The 23,546-nt window shown below is 41.9% G+C and carries 20 protein-coding genes and 1 tRNA gene; 3 read left to right on the top strand and 18 right to left on the bottom strand.

Translation table 11 applies throughout. From position 1 onward, the window contains the following. Positions 1-6: 6 nt before the first annotated feature. The 10 genes from CWC14_RS12185 to CWC14_RS12140 form a co-directional block, all read right to left on the bottom strand. A complete protein-coding gene (locus CWC14_RS12185; protein ID WP_138563116.1) occupies positions 7-948 on the bottom strand; it encodes a thioredoxin family protein in 942 nt (313 codons plus the stop codon). Positions 949-1,296: 348 nt separating this feature from the next. Then, positions 1,297-2,832 carry a cryptochrome/deoxyribodipyrimidine photo-lyase family protein gene (locus CWC14_RS12180; protein WP_138563115.1) on the bottom strand — a complete coding sequence of 512 codons (1,536 nt, stop codon included), beginning with the start codon at positions 2,830-2,832 and terminating at the stop codon, positions 1,297-1,299. A gap of 92 nt (positions 2,833-2,924) precedes the next feature. After that, complete coding sequence (locus CWC14_RS12175; RefSeq protein ID WP_138563114.1) at positions 2,925-3,209, bottom strand: DinB/UmuC family translesion DNA polymerase; 285 nt, start codon at positions 3,207-3,209, stop codon at positions 2,925-2,927. 11 nt (positions 3,210-3,220) lie between these two features. Beyond that, positions 3,221-3,733: a Y-family DNA polymerase gene (locus tag CWC14_RS12170; protein WP_138563113.1), complete on the bottom strand. Its 513-nt coding sequence runs from the start codon at positions 3,731-3,733 to the stop codon at positions 3,221-3,223. A gap of 17 nt (positions 3,734-3,750) precedes the next feature. Further along, positions 3,751-4,782: an IS630 family transposase gene (locus CWC14_RS12165; protein ID WP_138563112.1), complete on the bottom strand. Its 1,032-nt coding sequence runs from the start codon at positions 4,780-4,782 to the stop codon at positions 3,751-3,753. A gap of 32 nt (positions 4,783-4,814) precedes the next feature. Continuing rightward, on the bottom strand, positions 4,815-5,063 hold the full coding sequence (locus CWC14_RS20040) for a Y-family DNA polymerase (protein ID WP_502705423.1): 249 nt from the start codon (positions 5,061-5,063) through the stop codon (positions 4,815-4,817). Between the two features lie 93 nt (positions 5,064-5,156). Then, on the bottom strand, positions 5,157-5,831 hold the full coding sequence (locus tag CWC14_RS12155; protein WP_212746553.1) for an endonuclease III domain-containing protein: 675 nt from the start codon (positions 5,829-5,831) through the stop codon (positions 5,157-5,159). Positions 5,832-5,897: 66 nt separating this feature from the next. After that, positions 5,898-6,527, bottom strand: a complete 630-nt coding sequence (locus CWC14_RS12150) for a TetR/AcrR family transcriptional regulator (protein ID WP_138563110.1) — start codon at positions 6,525-6,527, stop codon at positions 5,898-5,900. Between the two features lie 282 nt (positions 6,528-6,809). Further along, the gene (locus CWC14_RS12145; RefSeq protein ID WP_138563109.1) at positions 6,810-7,517 is read right to left on the bottom strand and encodes a hypothetical protein; all 708 of its coding nucleotides are present in this window, start codon (positions 7,515-7,517) and stop codon (positions 6,810-6,812) included. Positions 7,518-7,732: 215 nt separating this feature from the next. Then, positions 7,733-8,155, bottom strand: a complete 423-nt coding sequence (locus CWC14_RS12140) for a toprim domain-containing protein (RefSeq protein WP_502705422.1) — start codon at positions 8,153-8,155, stop codon at positions 7,733-7,735. 1,246 nt (positions 8,156-9,401) lie between these two features. Between CWC14_RS12140 and CWC14_RS12125 the strand changes: the two genes are divergently transcribed. Continuing rightward, positions 9,402-12,059: an ATP-binding protein gene (locus CWC14_RS12125; protein WP_138563107.1), complete on the top strand. Its 2,658-nt coding sequence runs from the start codon at positions 9,402-9,404 to the stop codon at positions 12,057-12,059. A 3-nt stretch (positions 12,060-12,062) separates the two neighbouring features. Here CWC14_RS12125 and rimI read toward each other — a convergent pair whose 3' ends face one another. The 5 genes from rimI to guaB form a co-directional block, all read right to left on the bottom strand. Further along, positions 12,063-12,527: a ribosomal protein S18-alanine N-acetyltransferase gene (gene rimI / locus CWC14_RS12120; RefSeq protein ID WP_171036850.1), complete on the bottom strand. Its 465-nt coding sequence runs from the start codon at positions 12,525-12,527 to the stop codon at positions 12,063-12,065. After that, complete coding sequence (locus CWC14_RS12115; protein ID WP_138563106.1) at positions 12,514-12,798, bottom strand: hypothetical protein; 285 nt, start codon at positions 12,796-12,798, stop codon at positions 12,514-12,516. The genes rimI and CWC14_RS12115 overlap by 14 nt, the downstream gene beginning before the upstream one ends. Before the next feature lie 64 nt (positions 12,799-12,862). Next, a tRNA-Trp gene (locus tag CWC14_RS12110) sits at positions 12,863-12,939 on the bottom strand. Positions 12,940-13,084: 145 nt separating this feature from the next. Further along, entirely contained in the window at positions 13,085-14,662 is a 1,578-nt protein-coding gene (gene guaA / locus CWC14_RS12105; RefSeq protein ID WP_138563105.1) for a glutamine-hydrolyzing GMP synthase, read from the bottom strand. A 104-nt stretch (positions 14,663-14,766) separates the two neighbouring features. After that, positions 14,767-16,236: an IMP dehydrogenase gene (guaB, locus tag CWC14_RS12100; protein WP_008110278.1), complete on the bottom strand. Its 1,470-nt coding sequence runs from the start codon at positions 16,234-16,236 to the stop codon at positions 14,767-14,769. Positions 16,237-16,370: 134 nt separating this feature from the next. On the opposite strand from guaB, the gene xseA reads away from it, so the two are divergent. Further along, a complete protein-coding gene (xseA, locus tag CWC14_RS12095) occupies positions 16,371-17,705 on the top strand; it encodes an exodeoxyribonuclease VII large subunit (RefSeq protein WP_138563104.1) in 1,335 nt (444 codons plus the stop codon). A 15-nt stretch (positions 17,706-17,720) separates the two neighbouring features. On the opposite strand, the gene CWC14_RS12090 is transcribed toward xseA, so the two are convergent. The 3 genes from CWC14_RS12090 to CWC14_RS12080 all read right to left on the bottom strand — a co-directional run bounded on the left by CWC14_RS12090 (position 17,721) and on the right by CWC14_RS12080 (position 22,315). Continuing rightward, positions 17,721-18,338 (bottom strand): hypothetical protein, encoded by a 618-nt coding sequence (locus CWC14_RS12090; protein WP_249928745.1) that lies wholly within the window; start codon positions 18,336-18,338, stop codon positions 17,721-17,723. A 44-nt stretch (positions 18,339-18,382) separates the two neighbouring features. Beyond that, entirely contained in the window at positions 18,383-19,201 is an 819-nt protein-coding gene (gene cysE, locus CWC14_RS12085; protein WP_010387694.1) for a serine O-acetyltransferase, read from the bottom strand. Positions 19,202-19,432: 231 nt separating this feature from the next. After that, positions 19,433-22,315 (bottom strand): M16 family metallopeptidase, encoded by a 2,883-nt coding sequence (locus tag CWC14_RS12080; protein ID WP_138563102.1) that lies wholly within the window; start codon positions 22,313-22,315, stop codon positions 19,433-19,435. Between the two features lie 249 nt (positions 22,316-22,564). On the opposite strand from CWC14_RS12080, the gene CWC14_RS12075 reads away from it, so the two are divergent. Then, a complete protein-coding gene (locus CWC14_RS12075) occupies positions 22,565-23,521 on the top strand; it encodes a methylenetetrahydrofolate reductase (protein ID WP_138563101.1) in 957 nt (318 codons plus the stop codon). The last annotated feature ends 25 nt before the right edge of the window (positions 23,522-23,546 follow it).

Here is a 23,546-nt window from a genome sequence, read left to right as displayed (position 1 = left end):
ATGTGATCAAGAGACAGGTGCACGCAGATAGCGAACAAGGAACTCAGGGTCCTGTAATATCTTCTCGTTAAGCTCTTGGGCTGACATCGCGAGTGACACGCCGGGCTGAACAGGTCTGGTGGCATAGTAAGTTTGATCGTCAATCCAACCGGCTTGATGGGCTGCGAGAATGATTCGATTATTGAGCTCATCAAGGCTCATTGCACCTTGGCCAATTGGAGTAATAACATTAGGCGGGTCTACTAAGAACACAGCAGGAACAGTCGTAACGGACAGGGATTGAGCTTGTCCTGAATCGACTTTGTAGTTTGGAAATTCTCCACCAGGTAAAGGCAAGCCATCGACAGCAATAGCAAACACCTCGAAACCGTAGTTCAAGGCCATGGACTCAATAATTGGCGCTTGAGCATGGCAGTAAGGGCAATCCGAACGATAAAAGAAGAACAAGCCAGCCCGTTTTGCTACTTCACCTAAAGCTACATCACGTTGAGCGCCAGCTTCTCGATCCATCCGATTGGCAGCATAGGTCGCCAAGGGTCTGCGACTGATTTCATCCAAAACAGGATCGCCCATGACCACCTGCTGACTAACATCAGCAAACTGTGAGCCCTTATCCATCATGACTCGCTGGAGATACAGATAGGCTCTGACATTCTCATTCGTCGGCTCATCAATTGCCTTGTCCATGAACGACTGCATGTGCTCACGAAACCAAGCTGCACTGAAAGGCTTTAGCTCGCTCTGACTCGACTCTTCCGCACCAAATTCTGGCTTTGTAAGCTCATCAGGCTGTTTAGGTTCAGGAATGACCTGATACCAAAACCAGCCTTCCTGACCACGCTGATAGAATTGCCCATCACTAGCATAGGCGGGCAAGATGAATAGAAAGAAAATAATGATTGGGATGGTCACCCATAGGATAAACCAAGGTAACAAAGGGGTTCTCATTGTCAGCTCCAGAAAATTTCATAGAGCTAACATGCTAAATATCCCCGTTAGAGCGATTGGACAGATAGATGAAGGAATTGTGAGTGTTTCTGACGCACCGTTGTGATCATTAAAAATAGCTAACGTGACAGTTAATGAGCAAAAGATATGATTTTCCGCTTTGAGCGTGAAGCGGTTGTTCAGAACTGGGAATGTTGAAAAAATGAATGTCCGCTTTCCCAATTGATTGCAGACACTCAATTTTCGTGTTCCCAGGGTGTTGTCTTTGATAAGTTTCCAAATTCTGTGCGCCATTTAACTGCCACCTTTTCGTGGCGATAGAACAGCTCAAGTCGAGACTGATTCAATTTAAAATAAACTTAACTGATTCCTTTCGTTATCATCGGTCGCTTTTCGCTTTCTTGACGACTTAGAGCTAGAGCGTGATCTTTTTTGATTTTGTTCATTAAAACCTTTTGCAGCGATAATGTTGTGCTGCGCTCTTAACTCTGTGATTTTTGCTTTAGCTGTTCTGTGAACAATTTCAAAATCTACAAGGGGAGCAGGATAAAAAGATCCTCCTTCCGATTTAACACCAGTCTTCAAATAACCTTTACTTTTCCAAGGTTCAAAAATCCAAGTGTGACTGATATCCCTTAATTCAGGAATCCATCTTTTTACAAAAATACCAGACTTATCGAGATCACACGCTTGATTTACAGGATTATAAATCCTTAGTGTTTTATTTCCCGACATTCCACTGTGCATCTGGATCTGTGGATAATGTATGCCGGGTTCAAAGTCTACAAATAACTTAGCCAGCCACTCGGCTACAGGTCTCCAAGGTAAGGAAAGAGAAAAGGTCGCAACGGAAACCAGCATGGCTCTCATCCTAAAGTTGATCCAACCATGAGCGTGAAGGCAGCGCATGCAAGCATCAACCATGGGCCATCCTGTTCGTCCCATTTTCCAAGCTTCAAATTTCTCGGCATCAAAAGGACGATCAAGCTTTTCCATCGCGGATGTAAGCGCTACATGTTCCATATGATGATTACTCTCGAAAGTCTGGATAAAGTAGCAGTGCCACCACAAGCGAGTGTAATAATCATGTAAGCTTTTTTTCCAGAAACTGTTTTGCACTTTTTTCTGGGCTAATAGCACTGCATTGGCAATCTCCCTCAGACTCAGGCATCCGTTCGCTAAATAAGGGCTTAACCTGGAACATCCACTTTCCGCCGTTAGAGGAGAACTGATCGATCCTCTGTAACGTTCACTACGATGATTTAAGAAGCTTTCGAGAATAAGCAAACCGTTTGTTCTGCCGCCCAATTGTCTAAGCGGACAATCCAACTCGTCGTAGGTCACAAGAGTTGGCAAATTTGATAGCTTTAATTCCGAGGGTAATTCAGCGTTGATGAAATACGAATTGTCAGACACCGTAGATGGGGGTCGGGAAATCCATTCATCCCAATGTGCCTTAAATCTGGACTTCCTTTTACTAATAGGCCTTACAACCCCGAACTGAGCGTATTCTCTCCAATCAATATGCTCTTGCCTGCACCATCGTGCAACTTTCTGATCTCTTTCAAATGTCCACAAGTTACCAATTTCTTCGTGGCTGTGTAGAGTAAAATGGCCAAAGTTGCAGAGAATTTGCTTTAACGCAACTTCAACGTTTCCTTCAAAAAGAACCAGCCGACCGCCGATATTCTGCAACTGCTCGGCAAGGTCGAAGAGAGATTCACGAATGAAGAGCCATTGCCGATTACTTGTGTCTGGCAATTGCCAGTACTCGTGTTCAACCTGGTAGAAACAAAGCACAGGCCCCAGTAAACTGGCACGAGATAATGCTTCGTGGTCTACAACTCGCAAATCGCGTTTAAACCAAACAACCTGTAAGTTCAAGCTGACTACCTCTTCTATCAGGGTTGATAACTGTGACGTTTAAAATCACTTAGACGAACTAACATCCGCTTCACTGCATCCTAAATTTTGACTTAGTGATGAAAAAGGCTCAGTTGCTCTTCATTTTCACTGGCATCAGTTAAACCTACAGACAAACCAGTCAAGCGGACTGGTGAACCGTGACCACATTCCCAACAACGATGTACTAAGTCTGCAAGTTTTTGATGACAAAGGTGAGTTGCTTTTGCTTCACGCTCGACACTTTGGAAATTGGTAAAACGGACTTTTACTGATAACCTCGAAATCTTTCGTTTCGAAAAAATAATAGCTTCTCTGGTCATCAACTCAAGTAGCAAATCTTTTAGCAAAACATTCACAGCCCTATCAACTACATATAAAAATTTTTAGGTAATGTTCGTTCGATGCCTACCGATTGCTTTTCTTTTTGAACGACCACATGTGCCCTATCAACGCCCTGACACCTCCACCAAAGTAGCTCACCATTGCGACCGAACAACGCCTTTAGTTGTTGCAGTGGAGCACTTTGAATGTCTGTCCCCGTAAATAAACCAACTGCTTTCAGTTTTGCTAATGTTGACGGTCCGACCCCAGGAATTTTATCCAACGTTAGTCTGCTGATGAAAACACCTATTTCATTCGGCGGGACCACGCAAAGTCCTCCGGGTTTATAAACATCAGAGGCAATTTTTGACAGAAATTTAAGTGGTGCAACCCCAGAGGAGACCGACAATCCTATATTTTCTTTTATGTCTAATGTGATAGCTTGAGCTAACTTTGCAGCGCTTCCTTCAAACATTGTCGAGTCAGAGACATCGAGATACGCTTCATCCAAGGAGGGCATTTCAATCTTATCTGTGTACTTTAGGAGCAACTCATTCATCTCTGCACTATACCTGTTCAACTTGAAGATGCAGGATTTAACATTTGAAAGTTATCGTTAATACGTGACGCTAGGGAGCCTGCAATCTCCGGAAGAGACACAGTGAAAAATCGCCGGATAGCAGCTTCAAAGTCACGCTTACTTTTGAAGTAAACGTTGTTTCTTACTTGCTCGTTCATTACCTTCCATAACCGTTCTATTGGGTTGAGGTTGGGGCTATAAGGTGGCAGATAGTGAAGTTCTATGTTCAACACAAAAGCCGCATCTTTTACCAAATCTGTACGGTGATACCCCGCACCATCTAAGATGAGGTGAAGCTTTTGATTTAGTGGGTAGCTCTCTCTCAGTCTACAGAAAAACCGAACGATATTTTCGCTGTTGATGCTTTCATAAGCGCTAATAACCGTATTGCCAATATCTAAGAGGTTCAGTGCGCCAACAATGTTGAGGCGGCTGCGGCTTCCTGTTGTCTCTATAGGTTTATCCTGCCCGGTACGTATCCACCCATGAGTGATTTTTGTAGCTTGAGTCGGGTGAACCGCATCCATGAACAAGATGGGTTCGTCCCTGCCGCAGCGGGATTTGAGTGCCTTGTAGGCCTCAACAAACTCCTGCTGTTTAGCTTCACTAAATCGATGGGGGACACCTTTAGGCTTCTTGTAGCTAAAGCCATTGTGGTGCAGCCACTTGTTCATACCTGCGACTGTATAGCTCACACCAAACTGCTCTAGGACATAGGCCACAATCTGATGAGAGTGGTGGTAGGTCACCTCAGTGAGGCGCTCAATAAGCGCCATAGTTTGGGAATCGGATAATCGACTACTGGAGCCACCATTTTCGGGCTTTAGCTTCTCTGATTGCTGGTAGTCCTGAAGATGGCGCAGAACGGTGGTTTCATGAATACGCAAAGCTTGAGAAATCATTGCAGTACTCCAACCTTCAGACGTTAGCAATACCGCTTTTATACGGTCACGGACTCGACCATCACGCGTTTTATCGTGCTGGATATCGAGTGCTTGCTTTTGTTCTTTGGTCAGCGTTATCTTCATGGGGCGTAGCATGATCCTCATTACTCTGAAAATCAAGCATCTTCAATGATCACGGGTATAACGCTTCTGTAAAGCTCCATCCTTGCAGGGAAAGTAATTAAGTCCGGGCAAATAATTAAAGCATCAGAGAGCAACATTGCAGAACGAAGCCCAACAGCACGAGCGGTATAGTTGCAGGTAGCAAGGACAGGAGACCTGCTGACAGTTCCAATAACAGCAACCGGATTATGACTTATCTCAGGCCTGTCTCGAATTTCTACAGACGCGAAGAAAGCGTCCATGTCTATGTGTATAAACTTGTGCAACAGGAGTCTCCACAAAGTAAGACCAGCCCTTTCAACAAGAGGCTGGCTGAACTGTCGAAAAAGGCTTGTTTAAGAATCGAATTGTTTGCAAAGCTGATTTACACAACACTCGGAGCACTTCGGTTTTCTGGCTGTACACACTTGCATACCGTGTTGTATTAGCCATTCATGCGCATGTTTTTTGTAAAATGTTGGCGTGATAAGATTAATCTTTACCGCCGCATCTTCGGCCGAATCAGTCGCAATTATTTTTAAACGGTTCAACACCCTAAGTACATGGGTATCGACGGCTATTGTGTCTTTAGAGAATACAAAATTAAGCATAATATCCGTGACCTTACGGCCCACTCCCTGAAGCTTCATCAACTCTTCTCTAGTTTCCGGGATGTTACCATTGTGAAGCTCAATGATCTGTCGAGCCATCAACTTTAGATTCACTGTTTTTCTGTTGTAATGAGCTACAGGCTTTATGATTTGCCTTAATTCTTCATCATCGAGCGCTAGCAGTTCTTCGAAATTCGAAACCCTCTGATATAAGGGAACACAGGCATTTACCACCCGCTTTGTGATGGTCATAGTTGACAGGCACACTGAAACTAAGCTCTTGAATGGGGTACTTGAGAGGCCGTTGGTCATCCAAGGGTCATCTGTGTTCTCGAACGTAGGATAGGTCTGGCTTAGTATTTCATAGATTTGAGCAATGTCAGTGCTTGATGCTAACCCTTGTTGGTTCAACTTATTCACAACGCCTCCGATAAATGGACTGTTCGGTCCATTTTGTCGTTTATTGCAGATGTTGTCAATTCAAACCTAGAGACTATTAATCAATCCTTTAGCATTTAACAGAACAATTACATCTGACACATGGTCACAGATGTGCTCTTTTGAGTTTTCAGGGAGACAGCCAAAAGCAGCTTGAAAGCATAAAGGTTGAATAACTAACTCACAAAACCTTACTGCAATTTCTCTGAGGTGATCATCATCGCGACCTTCGAAGAAAGTTTTGATAGCGGATTCCACGTAATCTACCGAGCCAGTGAGGCTCGATTGATATGCCTTTTGCGCCAACAGCGGAAAATTAAGAGTTTCCGCCGCAGTAATTCTGATAAAAGCAATACATCTGTCAGCGAGCATCCCAACAGCAAGCTTCTCACCAACCTGTTGAAGACAATCGTTAAGATTGCCATATTTTGGAGCTTCACCTAATTCAGTAAACAATGTTCTTATTGAACGTTGAACCACAGCAGAAAATAAACTTTCTTTGTCACCAAACCTCAGGTAAAAAGCAGATTTACCGCAATCTGATACACTCAAAATCTGACTAATCGAAGTTCTACCATAGCCCTGGCTCATGAATAGGTCAGTGGCACAGGCCAAGATCTTTTCTTCAAATAACCCCGCTTCACTGGCTTTGGGGCGCCCCTTTTTCTTTATTGTCATAATGCTTAACAAACTCTACGATAATTGGAATAGGTAATTAGACTGCATAATACTAAATTTATACTCACTGAGAAATGAACATAGAAAAGGTCAGTCAGCCTTCCCACACCGTACATCGGAGTTTTCAAAGACTAAGTCCTCACTTTTAAAGACCCGCAAAAAAGTACTTCTAATACTTCTTGCTGAACGTTCGCTATCAGTTAGAAGCAGCAATTTAATCGACTTGAAGTGAATTTTTATGGCACATAAGTAATATTCAGAAATTGCGAATACTACATTAGCTTACTTTTCTGCAAAAACCGTCACTAACGTTTTAATTGAGCCACCTGGAACCATGACAAAGTGCATCCTGCTCCCCTCATGCTGCCAGAACTCGGCCTCTTGTGCATATTTTTTTGCTTTTTGGATAGCGACACTTTCTGGTAACTGGGCTTTAGTTAGCGCCGAGCATAGCAGCTTTGAACACAAAGCTTTCCACGGATGCTTAGGAGCACCGTCTGAAAGCCGTTCCACAAACCGTTCCAGTGCATGACGAGTCACCACGACAGGTCCAATGTTCGGAACGTTGATGACCTCATCGATTTCTCTCACTGTAGCATTATCGACGCTGTATTCTTCGAAGGAATGTGAGAGCCAATCGTCCCGCTTCTCTACCGAGATCTGTGCTTCCTGGTATCGAGTGAGCAAGAACCTGGTCAGGCTGTAAAGTGAATGCTGAGTTGAGCGTTGTTTCTGTAACTTTTTGATGGCTCCTTTACTGACTCGGATTTGAAGCCCATTGCCGCTTCGGTTACTCCCCATCACCTCTTTCACTGACAGAAGGTGATGAATAGCATAGAGCTCAGCTGCAATTGGCTTTTGCTGCTCAGGTAGCTTGTCGTATTGCTCACCTAAATCGACCTTTAGCTCACCACCTCTTCGAAGGCCGGTCTTCCAGTAAACCGTAAACTCGCCATCAATCTGCTTTGTTAACAGGGTTAATACCATCATGTTTGTTTCTCCTATTGGTTATCTATTTTTCATTCTCCATGATTTTTCAAATATGCAAGGCGCAAAAAAAGGGGCCGAAGCCCCTTAGATCAGATATGAACTTTCGGAAAGCCCATGGCACCGTAAACATTCAACACATCATTCCAATCCCAACTTTTCACGCCAAGTGACGTTGGTATCGGAGGGATTAGAACTTGTGTCAGAATTCCTTTATGCTAGGCTTTTTTCTTGAGTTCATTCGCTGCATTCAGGCCGGTCTCAGAGAGATCGTGGTCTGCCCAGATGTACAGCATTTTCACATTACTTGGTGGTTCAAACCTAGCCAGTAGGGTTGCATTCACAACCGACCAACATGTTTGCCCCGTTGCTCTGGTTACCGCTAAAGCCGTCTCTATACCTTCAGAAACACCTAGTACCTCACCAGGCTCACCTATCGGAATAGCACCACCAGTGATTGTTCTATCACTTGGTATGGGCATCATCTTTTTTGGCTTTTCAACCGGCGCTTTGAATCCATCTTCACTTAGGTAGATCCGATGAAACGTGGCCGAACGCCCTTGCTGCGTAACGATTTTACCTAGCAGCGCTAGGTAGCTATCGATAAACAGACCATCTTCATCATGGGGCTTTCCGTTCAACTGGCGTTTCGGACAGTAAAAGAAAGAGGCTCAGTCCTCTTTCTTCTCATACTCCTCCAAATCTTTAATGTGCCACAGCTTGTTTCGTGTACTTCGGTTGATACGAGGTTGCGGCAAGCTGCCATCTTTTATTCTTCGCCATAGCGTCGTGTAGCTAATGTGGTAACGAGCCATCACTTCGTAAGACGTTAGAAAAGGGGTTACCTGGTGCGCTACTGCTGTCATCTGCATTCTCCTGAAAATCAATGTAAAGCTATCATCGCCTGATTCATCACTTGTTGATGGTCAGAAAGATGCATGATTTGTTCAGAAGATCAGCCTTATCAAAACACAAATGTTGCTATTAGGTACTTTTCAGCTCAAACCTATGAATAACAAGGGTTACAAGGCGGTTTGTGTCATGAATAGCAATCAACACGCCTAACGAGAAAAATTTGTACACACTGTTTGTACACTCGCAACGATGACACACCAAAAACCACAATGACGACCCCTTTAAATTCATAAACTTATAAACAAAAAACTAGAGATGATCGCATTTATTCCGTTTTTGTAATGTCGAAACAAAAGTACCAAAAGCAGGAGTTACTTCCTTCATCAAACCCAGTAGCCACAAGGCCTATAGCCAGATTTGTGTCATGGAATTTTCGCCAACGGCCTCTAAAATGGAATTTGTACTCAAGTTTGTACACACTTTCCGAGGTTACGCTTGAACATCATTGAAAAGCAAATAAACGATAAAAAGACAAAAAGCCTTTAAATTCAGTACGTAGAGATGTGATTGTGGTGTGCAATGAAAGGTGATTTTAAGCGTTGAAAGGCTGGGCGGCATCAGGATGCGAGATGATCGCAAAGGTACGACGTTTATTAATTTCGCTAAGGAGATTTTGGTCTGCCATTAAAAAGGTTCTTTTAGTTGATATACGGATGTATTTGTATTTTAGTATGCTGAGCTTTCAAGGCTAAAAACAAGCTAACCTCTAAAGCTCAACATACCCCAACAAGAACCCAAATTAGCTCTTGTGACGCTATCCGTTAAGTTAATCGTAATTAAAGACTATTTTCGCTGATCTTGGCTTTATAAACAATCAATGGTTGGTTATTAACGGATCTTTTTTAAGTTTGGTGTTTTCAGCGATTATTAACAATAACGCTATAAATTGCCCACTAACTTAACACCAAGCTTGAGTAATAGGGCTGTAAATCATATTATTGTTCGATTACATGGAGGATTTGATGTTGGGTAATGAAAACCAGTAAGCTAAGTATTCGATTATTATGGTATATAACTCCACTAGTTATACTGCCGTTGTTATTTTTAGGTGGGTTTACGCTCACTAATGTAACTAACTCTACGCAAAAACAAGCTGACTTGATCATGAGTCGCTTTGTAGAGCAACAACAGCAAAAAGTATTTAACTATATAGACTCTTTTCATGCAACGGCTAAGTTACTCTCTGCCTCACCGGTACTAAGTGACTTTTTAGCTAAAGATTTATTTGAAGACGCCAGCTATACCTATCGCCTTGGCGCGTTAATGGATGTATTTGCCAGTTACAGTGAAGCCTACCCTGATATTATTAGTATTAATTTAGTCTCAAAAACCGGTGAAAGTGATGCCTATTACTCCAGTAATTTAACTGTCGCGCCAAAGTCTTATCCGTTTTTTGACCAAGTTATACAAAGTAATTTAAGCCAGCAGCAGTTTATGGTGCAAAAAGAAGACGGCACCACCAACTTATATTTTGTGCAACGCATATACAGCGTTGACTACTATTTAAAACGCCCACAACAACTTGGTTTTATTGTCCTTAAGGTCGAACCTTCGATTTTAAACACCAGTATTTTAGAAGCCCCTTATAACAACACCTTAAATTTACTGCTCGCCAATGATGGTAAAATTTTATTTAGCTCTGATTACAAAATGCGTGGCCACTATGTTAGTGAGTATGAACTTAATAAAATTAATGACCTAGCTGATATTGGCAGCTTATCAACCATTGAGCTTTCGAGCGTTGATAAAATAGAACGATTGATTTTTGCAGCCCAAATGAGTGGCGGCTACTATTATGTGTCGACCATTCCTAAAGCGGTACTGTATCAATCAGGTAAAGCAATTAGTGTCATCACTGGGCTAATTGTAATTATTTCTGTGATCACCCTACCGATCTTAATTTTTATTGTGGTGCGCAATTTACTGCTTAACCCAATTGAATTACTAGGTGAAGCAAGTCATCGCGTTGGTGATGGCGACCTTTCAGTAACACTGCCTGCTTATACAACCGATGAGGTAGGCATACTGTTTAACGACTTTAATCACATGATTAACCAAATTAAGCACTATCAAGAGCAGCTAGAAGAATATAAGCATCACTTAGAAGACAAAGTAGAGAGCCGTACTAAGGCACTTGAATCAATGAATAGCAAGCTTGAAACAGCCATCGCTCAAGCAGAGCAAGCAAACCAGCTTAAGAGCCGTTTTTTAGCCAATATGAGTCATGAAATTCGCACTCCGCTCACTGCTATTATGGGTTTTACCGAGCAACTACTGCATAGCGATAAGAAAACAAACGATAAACATCATTTAGGCACTATTCTTCGTAATTCAAAACATTTATTAGAGCTTATTAATAACATCCTCGATTTATCAAAAATTGAAGCCGAAAAACTCGCTGTTGAGCAAACACCATTAAATGTTGTGCAGCTTATTCATGATGTTGAATCAATCATTAAACCTTTAGCACAAGAGAAACTGCTTTCATTTACAATTAATTATTCGCTACCATTACCACATACCATAAATAGTGACGTTACTCGTTTAAAACAAATACTGATTAATATTGCCAGTAACGCGGTTAAATTTACTGAGCAAGGCCAAGTAACAATTACGGCAAAGTTTCAAGCACCAAAAACTCTTACATTTATAGTTGAAGACACCGGTATAGGCATGTCGGCAAACCAAATCAGTCGATTATTTACGCCATTTGAACAAGCTGATGCCACAACCACACGCCGATTTGGTGGTACAGGATTAGGGCTATGTATTTCAAAAAATTTGGCTCAGCTGCTCGGTGGCGATGTCAGCGTCACCAGTGAAGTGGGTGTGGGTAGTTGTTTTACTATCGATATAGATTGTCATTTAGGTAATGGGCTTAGTAGTAACCTTTTTTTGACTGAACACTCTCAGCTATCACCCGAAAAAGACCCGCAACTTTCTTTTGCAACCAATAACTTTGATGCGCATATTTTAGTGGCAGAAGATAACCCCGATAATCAGTTGCTGATAAAATTACTCCTTCAAACATGGGGGTTAGAGCCTGATATAGCCAATAATGGCGCACAAGCAGTAGAAATGGCACTAGTGAACGACTACCAGCTTATAATCATGGATATGCAAATGCCGGTTATGGGCGGCTTAGAAGCAACTAAAATGCTCAGAGATGCCGCCTACGATGGCCCAATTATCGCCCTGACCGCAAATGTCATGAACCATGATATAGATACTTACCTTGAAGCAGGCTGTAACAAAGCGCTTGGTAAACCCATTGATAAAGACGCACTAGAAAATGTATTAGTCAGCTATTTACACCTTGAACGCGATAATCAAAATAAATGGGATAGCTTATTAAAAAGTGAGAAATTTCAGCAAATAAATGCTAATTATTTGGCAAGTTTACCTGATTACTTAAAGCAGATAAAAACCCTTTATAACAACCAAGATTGCGAAACACTACGCGCACTTGCCCACAGTATTAAGGGCAGTGCTGGTTGTTTTAACTTTGATGATATTTACCATAGCGCATCAGCGCTTGAGCAAAGTTTAAAAGGCAATGATATGACTCAAAGAGAAAAACGCGTTGTAGAACTCATTACAGCAATAGAACAAGCCATCGCTAATAAGTAATCATTAAAAATTTAAACCCAGTGCCATGCCCATTAAAATCGCATCTTCAAAGCCGTTTTTATTTGGCGCATCGCTGGGGTAATAATTTTTACGTACTGACATTTCAATAAAGCCCGCACGCTCATACAATGCAATCGCCCGCGTATTAGACTCTCTCACTTCTAAAAATAAGTTTTCGGCACTGTGTTGCTCGCCGTACGCTATAAACTGCGTTAATAACTGCTTAGCAAATCCTTGTCCCTGAAAGCTCGGGGCGACACAAATATCCATTAAGGTAAAATCGGGCCCTGCTTTTTCACCAATGTAAAAGCCTATCATTTGCTCGTCATCGAACGCAGCTAAATTAAAATAGCGCCCCTGCAAACACGACTGCATTGTTTTTAACGTCCAAGGGTGTGTATGACAGGCATTTTCAATGGCCATCAGCTCATTGATATTCTCATCGGTAACCGACTTAAAGTGCATCAAGGTGTTCACTCATTAAAGCCCATAACGCACGTTTTTGCGCACAGGTTAGGTTAGAATCAGGCAGGCCTAATTGTTGCTCACTAAACTCAATGGTTGATGATTTAACAATTGAGTTTATTGTTACAGGCGCAAAGGCACGCTCAATATCATCTTTTAATGTATCAGAGAGAATTAACGATGAAGTCGCTGACAACTCAGCTTGAGCTGGGCGAAAGTGTTGATTAAGTTCAAGCTTTTCTATACCAAAAACAGATGCGTAACGTGAATGCATAACAACTCGATGGATTAGTAAGATGAATAATATAGGAAGTAATCAAAACGATGTAAAGAAGAAATGGCAGGGGCGGAGAGATTCGAACTCCCAACCGTCGGTTTTGGAGACCGCTGTTCTACCAATTGGAACTACGCCCCTGCAATGACGATGAATTATAAAGACCTTTTGACAAAGGTAAAGTAAAAAATCAACTTTTTGGTTTGTTTGCTTTTTAAATAAACAAAACGGCGAATTAGCATGCTAATTCGCCGTTAGTTATTACGAAATTACAGTAACGGGAGGATTATTCCCATTCGATAGTGGCAGGTGGTTTACCTGAAATATCGTAAACAACACGTGAAATACCGTCGATTTCGTTAATGATACGGTTTGAAACCACACCTAAGAATTCATACGGTAAATGTGACCAACGCGCAGTCATAAAGTCGATGGTTTCTACACAACGAAGTGAAACAACCCAATCGTACTTACGTGCATCACCCATAACCCCTACCGACTTAACCGGTAAGAATACAGTAAACGCTTGGCTTACTTTATGGTAAAGCTCTGCTTTGTGAAGCTCTTCAATGAAAATAGCATCAGCGCGGCGAAGTAAATCACAGTACTCTTTTTTGATTTCGCCAAGTACACGCACACCTAAACCAGGCCCTGGGAATGGGTGGCGGTAAAGCATGTCGTACGGTAAACCTAGCTCTAAACCAATTTTACGTACTTCATCTTTAAATAACTCACGTAATGGCTCTACTAAGCCCATTTGCATATCATCTGGTAAGCCGCCCACATTATGGTGCGATTTAATTACGTGCGCTTTACCAGTCGCTGAGGCCGCTGATTCGATTACGTCAGGGTAAATTGTACCTTGGCCTAACCATTTTGCGTTTTTAAGCTTTTTAGCTTGCTCATCAAATACATTAATAAACGTGTGGCCAATGGCTTTACGTTTATCTTCAGGATCTGATTTACCTGCTAAGTCATTTAAGAATTGATCTTCGGCATCTACTTTAACAATGTTTAAGCCAAACTTATTGCCAAACATATCCATAACTTGCTGGCCTTCGTTTAAACGAAGTAGCCCGTTATCAACAAATACACAGGTTAGGCGTTCACCAATAGCACGGTGAATAAGCATAGCTACAACCGATGAATCTACACCGCCTGATAAGCCTAAAATAACTTCGTCGTCGCCTACTGTTTCTTTGATACGCTCAATAGCATCATCAATGATTTTTGCTGGCGTCCATAGTTTTTCACAACCACAAATATCAATAGCAAAACGCTCTAGTAAACGTTGACCTTGATGTGTGTGGGTTACTTCTGGGTGAAATTGTACGCCGTAAAAGCGTTTTTCTTCGTTAGACATTGCCGCATGTGGGCAAGTAGATGTTTTAGCAGTGGTTTTAAACGTATCTGGAATTTCCATTACTTTATCGCCGTGGCTCATCCACACATCTAGTACGCCATTACCGCCATCAGTAATGTGATCTTCAATGGCATCAAATAATGCACAGCTACCCACTTTTTCAACTTGTGCGTAACCAAATTCTTTTTTATCTGAGCTATGTACACGGCCGCCAAGCTGCGTTGCCATAGTTTGCATACCGTAACAAATACCAAGTACTGGAACGCCTGCATTAAATACATACTCAGGAGCACGTGGGCTGTTTTCAAGCGTAGTTGATTCTGGGCCACCTGAAAGGATAATACCTTGTGGGTTAAACTCGCGAATTTGCTCTTCGGTTACATCCCAAGCCCAAAGCTCACAATAAACACCAATTTCGCGCACGCGACGGGCGATTAACTGCGTGTATTGTGAACCAAAATCTAAAATGAGGATTCGTGAATCGTGAATGTCTTTGCTCATGAAGTATCTCGTAAAGTCAGGTGCTAAACGCCACCAGCTTAAGCTGTGTGACTATATTAGGGCTAACAAAGGTTAGCCCACTTATTTCAAGTTGTTAAGGCTGATTAGCCTAAACGGTAGTTCGGTGCTTCTTTAGTGATTTGCACATCATGAACATGCGACTCACCCATACCAGCAGAAGTTACACGTACAAACTGTGGTTTAGTGTTTAACTCTTCGATTGTGGCACAACCGGTTAAGCCCATTGCACTGCGAAGACCACCCACTTGTTGGTGAATAATGGTTGCAATTGGCCCTTTATAAGCAACACGACCTTCAATACCTTCTGGTACTAACTTGTCAGCTTGGTTTGATTTTTGGAAGTAGCGATCCGATGACCCTTCTTTTTGATCCATCGCACCTAGGCTACCCATACCACGGTAAGACTTGTAGTAACGACCTTGATAAAGTTCAACTTCACCTGGTGCCTCTTCAGTACCCGCGAGCATAGAGCCAACCATTACACACGATGCACCCGCAACCAATGCTTTTACAATATCACCAGAAAAACGAATACCGCCATCGGCAATCACTGGAATATCGCGACCTTTAAGGCCTTCAACCGCATCAGAAATAGCTGTTATTTGTGGTACACCACAACCAGTAACAATACGTGTAGTACAAATAGAACCTGGGCCGATACCTACTTTAACAGCATCAACACCGGCATCTGCAAGCGCAATAGCACCTTCGGCAGTTGCCACATTACCCGCAACAATTTGTAAATCAGGGTAAGCTTGACGAGTCGCTGCAACACGGTCAATAACACCTTGTGAGTGACCATGAGAAGTATCGATTAGTAGTACATCAACACCGGCTTCAACTAATGCAGCAATACGCTCATCAGTACCTGCGCCAACACCTACCGCAGCACCTACACGTAAACGACCTTGCTCGTCTTTACACGCGTCTGGTTTGTCTTGTGCTTTTTGGTAATCTTTTACGGTGATCATGCCTTTAAGTTTAAACGCATCATCAACCACAAGAATCTTCTCAATGCGGTGTTCGTGCATTAAGCTTAAGATATCTTCGCGAGCCGTTCCCTCTTTAACCGTTACTAGGTTTTCTTTTTTCGTCATCACTGTTGAAACCGGCTGTTCAAGCTTAGTTTCAAAGCGCATATCACGACTAGTTACAATACCTACAAGGTTATTTTCGCTATCGGTGACCGGAAAACCTGAGAATCCCTTTTCCTGAGACAATTCAACAGCATCTGCAATAGTCAGATCGGCAGTAACTGTAACAGGGTATGAAACAATACCTGCTTCATAGGTTTTAACTTTACGAACATTTTTCGCTTGTTCTGCAATGGTCATGTTTTTATGGATAAAACCAAGACCACCTTCCTGCGCGAGGGCAATAGCTAAACGAGCTTCTGTAACAGTATCCATAGATGCTGAAATGAGCGGCAAGTTAAGTTTGATACCACGCGTTAAGCGAGTTGAAATATTTGCCGTATGTGGCAAAACAGTAGAATGACCAGGTACTAAAAGTACGTCATCAAAGGTAAGAGCTTCTTTAGCGATTCTAAGCATTTTGGCAACTTCTCACATGTGGATCTAAGATAAGGAATTGCGGCCAAATTTTAACAGCGTTGTGGGCACTAGTAAATAATATTTTGTATTTATTTATGATAAGCTAGATTTATAAATGTTTTTTGGTAGTTTTTATGTTTTCTAAGCCCTCGCAAACGATTTATACCGTATCTCGCCTTAATCGTGAAATACGTGCCTTACTTGAACAAGGTTTTGCGTCTTTAGTACTCACCGGTGAAATTTCTAACTTTATTGCGCCTGCTTCTGGGCATTGGTATTTTTCGTTAAAAGACGATAAAGCGCAAATTAAAGCCGCCATGTGGCGAGGCAATAATCGCAACCAAAGTTACCGACCAATTAACGGCGCACAAGTAACCGTTAAAGCACGTGTATCTTTGTACGAACCCCGTGGTGACTACCAGCTTATTGTTGAACATATGGAGCCTGCCGGCGAAGGGCAACTTAAGCAAGAGTTTGACGCGCTAAAAATGCGTTTGGCTGCAGAGGGCTTATTTAGCTCCGCCTATAAAAAACCCCTACCCCAAAACATAAATCGCATAGGGGTTATCACCTCACCTACAGGCGCCGCAATCAAAGATATTTTAACTGTGCTAAAACGTCGTGCTCCGCAATTAGCAGTGGTTATTTATCCTGCTATGGTGCAAGGCAAAGAAGCGCATGGCCATTTGATAAATCAAATAGAGCTGGCAAATTTACGTAATGAAGTCGACGTTATCATTCTCGGACGCGGTGGTGGTTCATTAGAAGATTTATGGTGCTTTAACCATGAACAACTTGCTCGTGCTATTTATCAAAGCTCGCTGCCCATTGTGAGCGCTGTTGGCCATGAAATAGATACCACAATTAGCGATTATGTCGCTGATGTACGCGCCGCAACCCCTTCTGCAGCCGCAGAGCTCGTAAGCCCCAATACACAAGAGCTACATAATAGGGTTAATCAGTTAATTAATCGTTTAGCGAATGCATTTAAACACGACATTGCCGATAAACGCGCACAAGCCATACAGTTGCAGCATCGCTTAAATTTATGTCACCCGCGCAATCAGCTAAACCAAAAATCACAACGCTTAGATGAGTTGAGTATTGCACTGCAACAGGCAATGCGTCAGCGTTTATATCAACAAGAACGCGTGTTAGCTAATTTAACACCCAGACTAATGCGCCAATCACCAGATAAAAAGCTAGCAAATGCAAACCATCAGTTAGCACAGCTCCATACAAGGTTACACCAAGCGATGCAGCATCAGCTGCAACAAGCAAATAACACCCTTGCCTTACAGGCGAGTCGGCTTGATTCGGTTAGCCCCCTTAATGTATTAGCGCGCGGTTACAGCATAACGAAAACGGCGCAAAATAAAGTGGTTAAATCAGTGGAAGATGTAAAAGTGGGTGATGTGTTGACCACTGAGTTAGTAGATGGTCAGGTTATTTCAAAGGTAGAAGCTTAGCCATATTGCTAAGCGCTAGCCTTGTGTACTAACAGTAAACTCAATACGGGCATCGTTAGATTGAGATGCACTGAGTTTAAATTGCTGCCACCAAGGTTCAAGGTGAAGCTTATCGTTTAGCTCGCGCCATAATTTAGCTCCATAATTAACGGCATGTTGGTTTATGGTAAGCTCAAACTTACAAATTGTTTGCTTACACTTTAGCGCTGTAAGCTCAGCGCTATCTGCAAACTCATTAATAATTAAAAAGTCAGTTAACGCGACTTCAAGCTCGTAACTCCATTCGAGATTATCAGCCTCATGCTCAAACTGTATTGCGAGCTCATCATCAAGCTCTACACTTTCTAATTGATTTAGCTTTAGCTGTTGTTGAGATTGCTTAAGCTGGATTGATTTTTTTTCAAGCTGCTGATTAAGCTCAACCACATGTTGTGCTAGCTGAGTTTGTTGATCAGCCGCATGGGCTTTATTAACCTGCACTAAACCTTGCAAAGTAGTTGCTTGATTATTGACTTGAGTGCTAGCCGAAGAGATTACTGGTTGTTTGGGCGCTGAGGAAACACGTGTGGAATCTTTAAAAAACAAAAAGTAACCACTTGCTAACGCCACGCCTGAAGAAAAACAGAGCAGCATAGCCACAATGTTACTTTTATATATCATTTCTAGGTACTCAAAAATTAAAGCATTGCACTGGTGTGCGATTCGTTTTCTGGCTCGGGATATTCTAAAAAGTTTTGGTTCATACTTTCTGCCGGGCACTCACAATCAGGGCGACCAATAATTTTTGCAGGTACGCCAACAGCAGTTGTGTGAGGCGGCACAGGGCTTAGTACCACAGAGCCTGCACCAATACGTGCGCCCTCGCCCACTTCAATGTTACCCAGTACTTTAGCGCCCGCGCCAATAAGTACGCCCGCTCTAATTTTAGGGTGGCGATCGCCTTGCTCGTTACCCGTACCACCCAATGTAACCGATTGTAATATGGATACATTATCTTCAATTACAGCGGTTTCACCAATTACAATACCGGTAGCATGGTCAAACATAATGCCTTGGCCGACTTTACAGGCAGGGTGAATATCAACCCCAAACACCTCTGAAGTACGGCTTTGAATAAAGCGCGCAAGCTCTTTACGGTTTTGTTGCCATAAGCAATTTGCTAAACGATGCGCTTGTATGGCGTGAAACCCTTTTAAATTTAAAATCACGGTAAGGTAGGTTTCGGCCGCAGGGTCACGATCTTTTACCGCTTTAATATCATGAGCAACATGTGTCAGCATGCGGTCACACTTTACAAAGGCTTGGTCAAACAACTCACGGATTGTAAAAGCAGAAACCACAGCATCAGCTAGTTTATTAGCAACAATAAAACTCAATGCCGACCCTAAGCATTCGTGATTTAAAATACACGAATACACATGGCTCGCTAAAAGGGGTTCACGAGTTACTACTTCATTTGCTTCGCTACGAAGCTGTTGCCAAATTTCATGACGCATAATAATGCCTTAAGTTATTACAAAGAGCCTAAGGCCAATTCTAACGGATTTAGCCGCCTAGGTGTTAATCCCTTTGTTATTTGTTCTAGTTATTAGATATAACCAGTTAAATTTCAGGCTTATATTACTTTTTTCAAGTCATGTCATATGACAGCTATGCAGATTTAACCATTTATAAAATGCCCCAATGCTTACGACACAGGGGCATTTTTTTATATTTAAGAACTTAAATTATTGAAATACTTTATCCACCTTTACTACTTCAATATTTTTTGCTGGTATTGCTAATTTATAATCAGCAATTACCTTATCTTCAGCCACTAACTCGGCAGGCTTATCGGTGTTATACACCATAGGCGAGGTTTTCATTGTTGCTAAGCGTTTTTGCATATCTTCACCATCACCGGTAACAAACACATAGTGAATATTCTCAGTTTGTAGGTTGTCTTTAATCACTCGATTTACATCGCCAACAGTCAATGTTTTCAGTTTGCTTGTGACGTAGTTTACAAAACTATCGGTGTTATAAAACTCGCTATCTAGCGCATAACCTAACTGGCGATTTTGACTAGCAACCATTTGTGGCACAAAGTTAATTAAAAAGTTACGTGTGGCTTCAAAATCTGCCTCGGTCATACCATTTTTAATTAGCTTATCTAGCTCAAATAGTGCGGTACGGGTAGCAAAATGCGCATCGTTGTTTGAGCGCAGTGGACGCAACCACACTTGGAATATTTGCTCAGAGCGCCCTAAGTTTGCATCCGGTTTAGTTTGAAACATACCTCTAGGGAAGTATTCAATATAGGCGTAATCACCGTAATTCATACCACGTGTTTGACGAATACGTTCGTACAAGTAACTGTTAGAACTGCGATGCTCACCAAAGTACGAACGCACTAGCCACAATGCGGTCCAGTCTTCGCTGCTACGAATGGTATCAATAGGAAACCCGAACGACACAGCCGTTGATTGCGCTGACTTTTCAACAATCGTTGCATGATGACCTTTAAGCTCTGGCGCATCAGGGATTGTTAAGCGGCTTTGTTCGCCTTTAGGGAGCGTCGCTAGGTCAGCTAACATTTGTGCTTTAAGTTTTTCAGGTACGGCACCAATTAAACCCACAGTAAGTTTAGCTTGTGTAAGTTCAGCATTATAAAACGCTTTAACATCATCAAGAGTCAGCGCTTCTAAATCTGATAAGTCACCGTAGTTATAGCTTTCATAAGGGTGGCCTTTATAAAGCACACTGTAGAGCACTTCTTTACCCAACTCTTCGTCGTTAGAAGCTTTTAAACCCGATTTAATGCCATCGATCATTTCTTTTTTCAGACGTTTAAAGTCATCTTCTCTAAAGCCTGGGTTTAGAAGCTGCTCACTCACTAAAGCATACCACTGAGCTGCATTATCTTTATGAATACGCCCTTGGAACGACAGCATTTCTTTATCTATTTGATAACCAAAACTACCCGCCAGCGGGTACATTGCCTTTTTAATCTCTTTGTAACTCATTGAGGTTGAGCCACCTTGCGCCAGCATTGCGGCAGTGAGTGCTGCCACGCCTTTTTTACCCTGCGGATCGGCAGCCGCACCGGTATTAAATAATAAGTTAATATCGATTAACGGCGAGCTATTAGTTTTATCAAGCACGTTAAAGATAGGCTTACTCGGTGCTTGCTGATATTTTGCTACCAAGGCATCTAAATCGCTTTCTTGTTCAAAACCAGGGGCTTTATCAAGTGCCGACATAGTAATTGTGGTGCGCGCATTATCAACAAAGTACTTATTGGCAATGGCTCTAATATCTTCGCTAGTGATATTGTCTGCCGATTTATACAGCTGGTTAATCACCTCAGGATCGCGCTCAAAATGCATATAGCTGGCAAGTGTAGAGGCAATTGCTTGCGATGAATCTAAACCATTTATAAAGCTGTATTTAAGATTAGACTTTAAATCGCTGAGTTTTTGGCTATCAACCAACTCGGTACGCGCTTTGGCATACGTACGGTTTATAGCATCACGCACTGTGGCTAAATCATCGGCATTTTCAACTTTTACAAATACATGCAGTAACCCTGGATCTTTAGTTTCAGGGTTATAGGTAAACATTTGACTCGCGATTTGTTTTTCTACTACCAGCTCTTGGTAAACATTTGAATTGCTCGAAAAGTAAAGCTGCGACAGTAAATCTAATGCGGCTCTGTCTTTTTTCTGAGGCTCCCATGCAGCCCCTTTATACGACACAAGTAACCAGTGACCAGGTAATCCTTCGTTTTGCTCATGCACATATTTTGGCGCTTGCTGAGTTGGCTCTTTAGGAATATCAGCAACATAGTCGCCTTTTTGCCAGTTACCCCAGTGTTTTTTAACCATCGCCATGGTCTCTTTTGGCTCAACATCACCAACAATCACAAGCGATACATATTCAGGTTTATAAAACTTAGCAAAAAACTCTTTACCGTAGGCCATTTGATCTGGCATGGCTTCAATGTCTTCAAAAAAGCCCATTGTAGTGTGTTTATAGGTATGTTTTTCGAACGCTTCTTGGCGTACCGCACTTAATAATTTACGAATTGGACTGGCGTTATTTTTTAAGTACTCGCCTTTAACTGTTAGCGCTTCGGTTCTAAATTGCTCTTCGGTATAGCTTAGGTTTTGAAAAATATCCGCTTCAATTTCAAGTACTTTATCAAGATGCTGTTTTGAAAAGTTTAAGTGGTAGTTAGTGTAATCGTTAGTTGTGTAGGCGCGGTTATCAACTCCAGAATTTTTTAAAATATCTGAATACACATCTTGCGGAAACTTTTCAGAGCCTTTAAACATCATGTGTTCAAAAAAGTGAGCAAAACCAGTTTTACCCGCTTCCACTTCATTACGCGAGCCAACAGATACAGGTATTTGTAGCGATACTACATCTGGGTAATCGGTTTTAACTACCATCACACGTAGGCCGTTATCTAGCTCTTCTATTAGGTAATCTTGTGAAAAAACACGCTCATCTGCTTTATTAACTTGTTCTTGTTGAGCTGCTGTTTGCGTGTTTTGACTTTGCTGCATAGCACAACCGGTTAAGGCCAGCGATACCGCTAGGCTAGTTGCCAATAATTTAAATTTCATTGTTATCCCTTTTTAAATTGAGCAATTTTTAAAACATTTACCAAACTAAGTATGCCGTAAAGTAATTAAATATAAGAGCCCTAAGCCTATTAATTATGTAAACAACTGTGTCAGTTATTGCTGGTAACTTGGTTTAACTATGAAAATAATTCACGTTAATTGAGAAACTTTCAATAAATAAATCTATCTAGACGTCTAAATGGCTGCTATATTAAATCCATCATCACTAATTAAGCTGGAATGGGGATTATGGCTTTATCACTTCAAGAAAAAATACAGGACACCAACCAAGGTGTTTACCTAATTGGCACAACACCGCCAAAAATTGGGACTGATAAAGCGCAATTAAAAGTCATTGCCGAAAAGTTATTAGGCCGTTTACACGAAATTGAATATGACGGTGTGATTATTTATGACATTCAAGATGAAAGCAGTCGTACAGAGCAAGCACGTCCATTTGCATTTAAGCAAACAGTTGATCCGCGCGAGTACAGTCAACTCTTACGAGGCTTATCTGATCTTGATGTAATTACTTATAAAAGTGTAGCTCAGCGCGGTGTGAGTGAGTTTAAAGCGTGGTTAGATGAAACTAAAAATGACTACGATTTAAAAAACGTAGTGTTAGTGGGTAGCCCATCATCAGCCGGTGATATAAAGCTGAGCTTACCGAATGCCTACAAAACACTAGCAGAGCAGTCAGAAGACTTCTTTTTAGGTGGTGTAACCATTGCTGAGCGCCATGCCAATAAGCGCAACGAGCACCAACGATTAATAGAAAAAACAGCACAAGGATGCCAGTTTTTTATCTCTCAAGCCGTGTACAACGCACAAGCAACCATAGATTTAATAACCAGTTATGCGCGCACATGCAAAGCACAAGGCCTGACACCTAATCGGATTATATTAACCTTTACGCCTTGTGGTGGTGAAAAAACCTTAGAGTTTATGCAGTGGCTAGGTATTTCAGTGCCAGAGGCAACTAAATGGCGCATGCTTGATTCGGAAAATACATTAAGCGAATCGGTGCGTATTTGTCGCGAAAACCTCGACTCAATTTTAAAAAGCTGTGCCCACTTAGGTGTACCACTGGGTTTAAATATTGAAAGCTTAACCAACCGTAAAGAAGAAATAGACGCATCAATTAATTTATACCGATTGCTAAAAGCCACTATGGAATTAAATATTGCGGAGAAACTGATAGCTTAATTGCGGGGTTCGGGGTTCGGGGTTC

It is taken from the genome of Pseudoalteromonas sp. S3260, assembly GCF_005886925.1.
In the GTDB taxonomy this organism is placed as follows: domain Bacteria; phylum Pseudomonadota; class Gammaproteobacteria; order Enterobacterales; family Alteromonadaceae; genus Pseudoalteromonas; species Pseudoalteromonas tetraodonis.
This window is presented reverse-complemented; position numbering and strand designations above follow the sequence as displayed.

Bases quoted from the DNA above. Each gene is read 5' to 3' on its own strand.
- CWC14_RS12185 (WP_138563116.1), bottom strand. From the start codon at position 948: ATGAGAACCCCTTTGTTACCTTGGTTTATCCTATGGGTGACCATCCCA.
- CWC14_RS12170 (WP_138563113.1), bottom strand. From the start codon at position 3,733: ATGAATGAGTTGCTCCTAAAGTACACAGATAAGATTGAAATGCCCTCC.
- CWC14_RS12165 (WP_138563112.1), bottom strand. From the start codon at position 4,782: ATGAAGATAACGCTGACCAAAGAACAAAAGCAAGCACTCGATATCCAG.
- CWC14_RS20040 (WP_502705423.1), bottom strand. From the start codon at position 5,063: ATGGACGCTTTCTTCGCGTCTGTAGAAATTCGAGACAGGCCTGAGATA.
- CWC14_RS12150 (WP_138563110.1), bottom strand. From the start codon at position 6,527: ATGACAATAAAGAAAAAGGGGCGCCCCAAAGCCAGTGAAGCGGGGTTA.
- CWC14_RS12145 (WP_138563109.1), bottom strand. From the start codon at position 7,517: ATGATGGTATTAACCCTGTTAACAAAGCAGATTGATGGCGAGTTTACG.
- CWC14_RS12125 (WP_138563107.1), top strand. From the start codon at position 9,402: ATGAAAACCAGTAAGCTAAGTATTCGATTATTATGGTATATAACTCCA.
- CWC14_RS12115 (WP_138563106.1), bottom strand. From the start codon at position 12,798: ATGCATTCACGTTACGCATCTGTTTTTGGTATAGAAAAGCTTGAACTT.
- guaA (WP_138563105.1), bottom strand. From the start codon at position 14,662: ATGAGCAAAGACATTCACGATTCACGAATCCTCATTTTAGATTTTGGT.
- guaB (WP_008110278.1), bottom strand. From the start codon at position 16,236: ATGCTTAGAATCGCTAAAGAAGCTCTTACCTTTGATGACGTACTTTTA.
- xseA (WP_138563104.1), top strand. From the start codon at position 16,371: ATGTTTTCTAAGCCCTCGCAAACGATTTATACCGTATCTCGCCTTAAT.
- CWC14_RS12090 (WP_249928745.1), bottom strand. From the start codon at position 18,338: ATGCTGCTCTGTTTTTCTTCAGGCGTGGCGTTAGCAAGTGGTTACTTT.
- cysE (WP_010387694.1), bottom strand. From the start codon at position 19,201: ATGCGTCATGAAATTTGGCAACAGCTTCGTAGCGAAGCAAATGAAGTA.
- CWC14_RS12080 (WP_138563102.1), bottom strand. From the start codon at position 22,315: ATGAAATTTAAATTATTGGCAACTAGCCTAGCGGTATCGCTGGCCTTA.
- CWC14_RS12075 (WP_138563101.1), top strand. From the start codon at position 22,565: ATGGCTTTATCACTTCAAGAAAAAATACAGGACACCAACCAAGGTGTT.